Origin of the sequence: Candidatus Kurthia intestinigallinarum, from assembly GCF_003991225.1 — a bacterium.
GTDB classification, from domain to species: domain Bacteria; phylum Bacillota; class Bacilli; order Bacillales_A; family Planococcaceae; genus Kurthia; species Kurthia populi.
The window spans coordinates 1-1,577 of sequence record NZ_JTFC01000153.1 but is presented as its reverse complement, the minus strand read 5'-3'; the positions used below and the strand labels follow the sequence as shown (position 1 = coordinate 1,577).

Genomic DNA, 1,577 nt, shown 5'->3' with positions numbered 1-1,577 from the left:
ATCACCTTTTAGCATTCGATGCATGGCTTTCATACGTCGGAAAAGCGGTGAACGAAGTATCGAGGGCCGACATTTTGGAATTTAAGGAAGCGTTACTGGCTCAAAACAAGTCAGGTCGTACGGTAAACGGCATCCTGTCATGCGTCCGTAACTATTACGACTACTTGATCATGGCGGAAGAAGCGAACTTCAATCCGGTTTCTAAGATGATCAAAATCAAGGTGCAGCCACATTCACAGCGTCGATTGAGCGATGAGGAAATTAACGAGTTTGTCAGTTACATTGACCGACTACCTGCTCATACGCGTGCCGCATTTTACTTGATGCTCGGTACGGGTGCTCGCGTGGCCGAAGTGGCGAAACTGAAAAAAAGTGACTTCCAATACATCGAGGGCGCGCTTTATATCAACATTCATGATGCGAAATGGGGGAGTGATCGGCAAATACCTGTTATGTTCCCACAAGCGGCGCGAGTTGTCGCGGATTATGTCAATCAACTAGATGTGTCGTCTGAATCTGCTTTCCGTTGCAGCGCGCGTACATTACAACGTCACGCGAGTAATTTTTCGAAAAAAACGGGCATCAGCTTCAGCTGTCACGTGTTGCGCCATACATTTGCGACACGTTTGTTAGAAAACGGCGTGCCGATTGAGCAAATCCAGTTGCTACTCGGGCATCGTTCTTTAACGATGACGCGTCATTATACGCAGAACGCCTTTTCAAGCTTTAGCACGATCGCCCCGAAGGTATTTTAGGAGGGAAATGGATGAAGTTTTTATTTGATTATGGCCACGGTGGAAACGACCCTGGCGCGGTATATGGAAAACGAAAAGAATCAAACGACGTACTGCGACTCGGACAAGCAGTTGCGAAACGTTTACGAGCCGCTGGAGCCGTTGTAGATGAAACGAGGACAAAAGATACTACACTGTCGTTAAACGCCCGTAAAAAGCGCGAAAACGCTTCAAAATACGACTATTTCATCTCGTTTCATCGTAATGCGATTGCGCCAGAGAAAGCGCACGGTGCAGAGGTATTTACGTATCCGACCGCGAGTAACAAGGCGAAGAAACTGGCGAAGCAGCTGCAGGACGCTTTGGTCGGTGTCGGGTTTAAAAATCGCGGTGTGAAGACAGCTGGTTATTACGTGCTGAAGTATACGAAGGCACCAGCTGTGTTGTTGGAGGTCGGGTTCATCGATCATACGACGGATAATAAGTTGTTCGATGGACGATTTGATGAGATTGTTGAAGCGATTGTTTGTGTGTTGAGGAAGTTGAAATAATGATTTACTATAATGTACGAGTCTTTATGATTCATGTTTGCCCGTAGCGCGATGCTGCGGGTTTTTTGTTTTAAATATACAGGATTTTATACAAAATCACTGAACTAGCTACGTGAGTGAAAAATCGCTCAAATGCTTGGTATGACTGTATTTTCAGCAAAATGTATAAAATCGTGCATAAATCCTTTGCAATAATAAAAGCCACGAATCATTATTAAATCAATGACTCGTGGCTTTTTTGATATTCCCTGACTTTAATTTGGGAACGTTATTTTATTTCGGCTTAATATTT

The 1,577-nt window shown here is 44.5% G+C and carries 2 protein-coding genes; both read left to right on the top strand.

Features of this window, described 5'->3' with window-relative positions; genetic code table 11:
• Positions 1–755: tyrosine-type recombinase/integrase (locus QI30_RS19345; protein ID WP_126992114.1), on the top strand; the 755-nt coding region annotated here is incomplete at its 5' end.
• An 11-nt stretch (positions 756–766) separates the two neighbouring features.
• A complete protein-coding gene (locus tag QI30_RS19340; RefSeq protein ID WP_126992110.1) occupies positions 767–1,285 on the top strand; it encodes an N-acetylmuramoyl-L-alanine amidase family protein in 519 nt (172 codons plus the stop codon).
• Positions 1,286–1,577: the final 292 nt, after the last annotated feature.